Annotated in this window: 5 protein-coding genes and 1 pseudogene; 4 read left to right on the forward strand and 2 right to left on the reverse strand. The window is 40.6% G+C overall.

Translation table 11 applies throughout. The features are described 5' to 3' along the window. The 4 genes and pseudogenes from H6G41_RS35540 to H6G41_RS33755 all read left to right on the forward strand — a co-directional run. Positions 1–108, forward strand: a pseudogene (locus tag H6G41_RS35540) (PQQ-dependent sugar dehydrogenase); the annotation flags it as partial. A 163-nt stretch (positions 109–271) separates the two neighbouring features. Then, positions 272–847, forward strand: a complete 576-nt coding sequence (locus H6G41_RS33745; RefSeq protein WP_190752703.1) for a fasciclin domain-containing protein — start codon at positions 272–274, stop codon at positions 845–847. Between the two features lie 27 nt (positions 848–874). Continuing rightward, positions 875–1,684, forward strand: coding sequence for a glucose 1-dehydrogenase (locus H6G41_RS33750; RefSeq protein WP_190752705.1), 810 nt, complete (start codon positions 875–877; stop codon positions 1,682–1,684). A 27-nt stretch (positions 1,685–1,711) separates the two neighbouring features. Then, positions 1,712–4,402: a glucosidase gene (locus tag H6G41_RS33755; protein WP_190752707.1), complete on the forward strand. Its 2,691-nt coding sequence runs from the start codon at positions 1,712–1,714 to the stop codon at positions 4,400–4,402. Positions 4,403–4,681: 279 nt separating this feature from the next. Here the strand turns inward: H6G41_RS33755 and H6G41_RS33760 are convergent, their stop codons facing one another. Both H6G41_RS33760 and H6G41_RS33765 read right to left on the reverse strand, forming a co-directional pair. Next, complete coding sequence (locus H6G41_RS33760) at positions 4,682–5,305, reverse strand: exopolysaccharide biosynthesis protein (RefSeq protein ID WP_190752710.1); 624 nt, start codon at positions 5,303–5,305, stop codon at positions 4,682–4,684. A 290-nt stretch (positions 5,306–5,595) separates the two neighbouring features. Further along, positions 5,596–6,501: hypothetical protein (locus H6G41_RS33765; protein ID WP_190752711.1), on the reverse strand; the 906-nt coding region annotated here is incomplete at its 5' end.

The raw sequence follows: 6,501 nt of genomic DNA on the forward strand, positions 1-6,501 counted from the left end.
GAGGCGATTATGGGGACAGATGGTGAATTATATGTCACAACCAGTAACTGTGATGGGCGGGGGAATTGTCCAGCACAGCAAGACAAAATTCTCCGGATTACCCGATAAATAACATCTATCATTTGATAGAAAAGCTTCCCACTCAAACAATAAAAATATTCACTTTTAATATTGAATCAGGCAATAACTACTGTCATATTCCATTCACATTTCATCTTTAACATCAAAGGCAAATCACATCTTTGGATATCTCTTAATTAGGGTGAAAAATATGAAGATTAAAAAATTTGCCAGCTTTCTGACAGGAATTCTACTATTACCAGTTTTTGCAGCCTGTACGCCAAATGAAACTGCTCAAACTCCTCCAACTACTAATGTACCGCCTGTTACCGATCTGACAACGCCTGTGTCGCCTGGTGCAACAGTGAATCAAGATATTCAAGGTGTAGTACAAGCTAATCCTTCATTGACAACACTGACAAATCTGATTAAGGAGGCGAATTTAACAGATAAATTAGGTGATGGCCCTTACACATTATTTGCGCCTTCAGATCAAGCTTTTGCTGCACTTCCAGAAGTGACTAAACAACGACTTTCACAACCAGAAAACCGCGAACTTTTGAGACAGGTTTTGGCTTATCATGTTGTTCCAGGTAATTTAACTGCGAATCAGCTTCAGTCCAAAGAAGTGAATACTTTGGGTAATAATCCAGTAAACATTAAAACTGACCAAGCTAATAACGAGGTTAGAGTTAATGACGCTCGTGTGATCCAACCTGATATTCAAGCAAGTAATGGCGTCATCCATATAGTTGACCGAGTAATTCTTCCACCAACTATTCAGTAACCAGAAAAAATATAGAGAAAAAATGCCATGAAAGGATTAAAAGGTAAAAACGCCTTGATTACAGGTGCAAGTTCGGGAATTGGACAAGCTGTTGCTATTCGTCTAGCGCAAGAAGGTTGCAATGTCGCGATTAACTACCACAAAAGTCCAGATGCTGCGGAAGATACTGAGGAAATGGCTATGCAAAAAGCCTGTGGCGATATCGATAATTGCGGCGTTCAGTCTCTATTAATACAGGGTGATGTGTCTCAGGAATTCGACATTATCGAAATGGTCAATACTGTAGTGGATAAATTTGGCAGTATTGATATTTTAATCAACAATGCTGGCATTCAAACTGAATGTCCATCCCATGAAATCAAGACTGAAGACTTCGACCGAGTAATTGGGGTAAATCTGCGTGGTGCTTATATCTGCGCGCGGGAAACAATTAAACAATTCCTCTCCCGAAATCAACCGGGAATCATCATTAATATTTCCAGCGTTCACGAAATTATTCCCCGACCGATGTATGTCAGCTACTCCATCAGCAAAGGTGGGATGGAAAATATGACCAAAACTCTGGCGTTGGAATATGCAAACCGGGGTATTCGCGTGAATGCGATCGCACCAGGCGCAACTATCACCCCCATCAACGAAGATTGGGTAAACAACCCCGAAAAGAAAGCTGTTGTCGAAAGTCATATCCCAATGGGTCGTGCGGGAACTGCGGCGGAAATGGCGGCGGCGGTAGCTTTTTTAGCCTCTGATGAAGCTGCATATATTACTGGACAAACCCTATTTATTGACGGTGGACTGACGCTATACGCTGACTTTCGAGAAGCTTGGTCTGCGTAAATAAAACTAGCAAAAAGAGTAAAAAACATGACCGCAGAACAAAACAGACTGGAACAAGACCGCAACCGTGAAGCCTATTGGCGCAGATGGGGGCCTTATTTGAGCGATCGCCAATGGGGAACAGTGCGCGAAGATTACAGTACAGATGGTAGAGCCTGGGATTATTTTCCCCACGAACAGGCTCGGTCTCGCGCCTATCGTTGGGGTGAAGATGGGATTGCGGGTATTAGTGATAATCATCAACGGTTGTGTTTTGCGATCGCGCTTTGGAATGGTGCAGATCCCATCCTCAAAGAACGGCTATTTGGGCTATCTGGGCCAGAAGGTAATCACGGGGAAGATGTCAAAGAATATTACTTTTATCTTGACAATACCCCCTCTCATGCCTACATGAAATACCTTTATAAATATCCCCAAAAAGCATTTCCCTACCAAAAATTAGTAGCAGAAAATCAGCGTCGGGGCTACGACGAACCAGAATTTGAATTAGTTGATACAGGCATTTTTGATCATCATGAATACTTTGATGTATTTGTCGAATATGCCAAACATTCACCCGAAGATATTCTCATTCAAATTAGCATTGTTAATCGGGCTTCGTCAGCTAAAACCCTGCATATTTTACCTACAGTCTGGTTTCGTAATACTTGGTCTTGGGAAGGTGACAGCCAAAAGCCAATTTTAAGTCATTCTGACAATGTTATTCATGCATGTCACCCTTCTTTAGGCAATCGCTGGCTGTATTTTCAAAATTGTCAAACTGTCTTATTTACTGAAAATGAAACTAACTACCAGCGATTATTTGGAGTTGAAAATCATTCCCCATATGTGAAAGATGGGATTAACAACTATATTATTCACGGCGATCATCAAGCAGTCAATCCCAGCCAAACAGGTACAAAAGCAGCGCCGCATTACCAGTTAGAAATTGGCGCAGGAGAAACGCAAATTATTCGCCTAAGATTGTCTGATATTCCAGATTTAGCAGAACCTTTAGCTGAAGAATTTGATACCACATTACAGTTGCGTCAGCAAGAAGCCGACGAATTTTATCAATTTATTTCTGCGAATAATTTATCAGCAGATATTCGCCAAGTACAGCGACAAGCTTTTGCTGGTTTATTATGGACAAAACAATTTTATTACTATGTAGTAGAAGACTGGTTGAATGGCGACCCTAATCAACCATTTCCCCAACGAAATCAGCCTCGTAATCAAGAATGGATGCATCTTTATAATGATGACATTATTTCTATGCCTGATAAATGGGAATTTCCTTGGTATGCTGCTTGGGATTTAGCTTTTCATGTCATTCCCTTAGCCATCATCGATCCAGATTTTGCTAAACGCCAAATGGATAGATTAACGCGAGAATGGTATCTGCATCCCAACGGACAAATTCCTGCCTATGAATGGCATTTTAGTGATGTCAATCCTCCAGTTCATGCTTGGGGTACTTGGCGAATTTATCAAATTGAAAAAGAAATTTACGGATGTGGTGATACAGATTTTTTAGAGCGAGTATTTCAAAAGCTATTACTCAATTTTACTTGGTGGGTTAACCGCAAAGACCGTAATGGTAATAATGCTTTTCAAGGGGGATTTTTAGGTTTAGATAATATTGGTATTTTTGACCGCAGTGATGAATTACCTACAGGTGGTTATTTATCGCAATCTGACGCTACAAGCTGGATGGGAATGTATTGCTTGAATATGTTAACCATTGCTCTGGAACTTGCTAAAACTAATCCTACCTATGAAGACATAGCTAGTAAGTTTTTTGAACATTTTCTTTATATTGCCCATGCCATGAATCACATGGGTGAGGCGGATATTAACCTGTGGGCTGAGACAGATAAATTTTTCTATGATGTGCTGAATTTACCTGATAGCAAGCGACTGCATTTAAAGGTACGGTCAATGGTAGGTTTAGTGCCTCTATTTGCCGTTGAAACCTTGGAAGCTAATGTCTTAGAAGCTTTTCCTGGGTTTAAAAAACGCTTTGAATGGTTCATTAAAAACCGTCCCAATCTGCAACAAAATATAGCTTGTTTAGAAACTACTGGCAATGAAGCTAGACGATTACTCGCCATTGTCAACCCCGAAAAACTGAAGTTAATTCTGCAAAAAATGTTAGATGAAACAGAGTTTTTCAGTCCGCATGGTATTCGCTCTGTGTCGAGATTTCATGCTGACCATCCTTATATTTTTGCAGTTGATGGACAGAACCATTGTGTTAGTTACGAACCCGCAGAATCAAGTAATGGGATGTTTGGTGGTAATTCTAACTGGCGTGGCCCTGTTTGGTTTCCCATGAATTATTTAATTATTGAATCTTTGGAAAAATTTCATCATTACTTAGGGGATGATTTTCAAATTGAATGTCCTACCGGTTCTGGTCAATTTGCCAATTTAAAAGAAGTTGCAATTGAGTTATCCCACAGGTTGATGAGTATTTTTGCACGTAATGAAGCCGGATATCGTCCCGTTCATGGCGGTAATTCTCTGTTTCAAACTGACCCTCATTGGCGTGATTTGATTTTGTTCTACGAATACTTTCACGGTGATAATGGTGCGGGATTGGGAGCCAATCATCAAACAGGTTGGACGGGGTTAGTCGCAACTCTCATCTACTCCTGTGGTAGCGTTTACCGTTCCTGTCAAGTTTTGCCACAACCAGACAACATTGACCAGGCGATCGCTTCTCAACTACGGTAAATAATATACATACGGGACATGCAATTTTTTAGATATCCAATAAATTTTTAGTGCGTAAAGCCTTCTCTTCTCCCAAGGGGAGACGCTACGCGAACGAGAGGCTTCGCTTAGGGCGCAGCCTCTCGCAGGGAAGGACAAACATCTTGCTCGCTGGTGTTCAAAAGCGAGCAAGATGTTTGTCCTTCGGACACGCTACGCGCTAAGCGAAGCTATGCCGAAGGCTTTACGCACTACGAAATATGGGTAATTTATTTTTTGTAAGTTCCTGGATTACCTTTTTTAACGGCCTAACCAAATTTTGATGTAATCAAGTATACTAGAACCTCCCCACATCAGGGCAATTAAAATCGAACTAGTGAGAATAGCGCCCATAAGACAAAGCACTAAACCACCCAGACTAATTGCACCATCATCTTCGAGTAAACCAAAACTAGTCACAAAAATTCCCATTGCTGGTAGAGTGTTAGTTCCCGGAATGGGAATCATCATGGAAATTGCCATTAAGGCGATCGCACTACCGATGACAACTCTACCGGGTAAGGTAACGCAGATATAGGACAGACGCGGACGAGCGATCGCTTCAATTCTGCGCAACCAGGGAATTCCTGTTTTCACAACTCCTTGGGCTGTTTCTAGTTTAATCGGATGATTGATCATCTTCTGTGGTAACCACAGCGTTTTAGAACCTGCGATCATTTGTATCGCTAGTAAAAAAATGAGGATACCGAAAGGGACAGAGTAACCGGGTGCAGGTATTGGTAAAGCTGAAGGTAAAGATAAAATAACAAGTAAAAATCCAAAGGTTCGTTCCTTTGCCAGCAACAAAATATCTGCTAGTTTAACGTGAGCAGGTTGTTCGGTTTCAAAAAAAAAGCGTTCTAACTCGTGGGAAAGTTTAGCCATAAAATATCAAAAATTACTACAGTTCATTTCAGCACCCTGCAACCAAGATAAATCACAATCATAACGAATTATAAATCTTTGGGGAAGTTTGTTTAGAAAGCAAACCACAGCAAATTGAGCAAATACACAATTAACACATGGTTGCGCATGAAGTTAGTTGACGCAAAAATAGGATTTTCAAATTTTCAGCGTCAACAGGATTGATTATGCTGTATGAAACGCAAAATCTCTATATTCCTTATATTCTATACTTTGCATGAATTTAATTTTTGGATGGGTTTAATTCGATACTAATCCCTCCATTTTTCCCCATCTACTATTAACACAGCTGGTAGCAGGCTTGAGTTGTCTACATTTACTGTGTCACTTCCGTTACTAGTTACAACTGTGGCATCACCGTAGATACTCTCAATATAAATGTTGTCATTACCATCAGCAGTATTCAGGTTAGTTTCACCGTTGTGGGTGCTTTCTACAGTGACGTTATCCTCACCATCACCTGTTTGTAGATTGAGTTGCTCAAAGCTACCGTAGTTTATTTTCCCACCCATTCCCAAGCCGCGAATTTCGTTGTCTGTGACAATGGCGATATTATCTTTGCTATCTCCAGAATCATCCAGATTTAAGATATCCCCACCTATCCCACCACTGATGGTTAAAGTATTGGCGATATTATCCAACAATTGTTGAGAACTGCTGACAGTGATATTATCATCTCCTTGAGCAGATCTAACTGTGGTATTACCGTAAATACTTTCGATATAAATGTTGTCATTACCATCAGCAGTATTTAGGTTAGTTTCACCGTTGTGGGTGCTTTCTACAGTGACGTTATCCTCACCATCACCTGTTTGCAGATTGAGTTTTTCAAAGCTACCGTAGTTAATTTTCCCACCCATTCCCAAGCCGCGAATTTCGTTGTCTGTGACAATGGCGATATTATCTTTGCTATCTCCAGAATCATCTAGATTTAAGATATCCCCACCTATCCCACCGCTAACGGTTAAAGTATTGGCGATATTATCCAACAATTGTTGAGAACTGCTGACGGTGATACTATCATCTCCTTGAGCAGATCTAACTGTTGTATTACCATAAATACTTTCGATATAAATGTTGTCATTACCATCAGCAGTATTCAGGTTAGTTTCACCGTTGTGGGTGCTTTCTACAGTGACATTATCCTCACCATCACC

It is taken from the genome of Tolypothrix sp. FACHB-123 (assembly GCF_014697075.1).
Taxonomy (GTDB): Bacteria; Cyanobacteriota; Cyanobacteriia; order Cyanobacteriales; family Nostocaceae; genus Aulosira.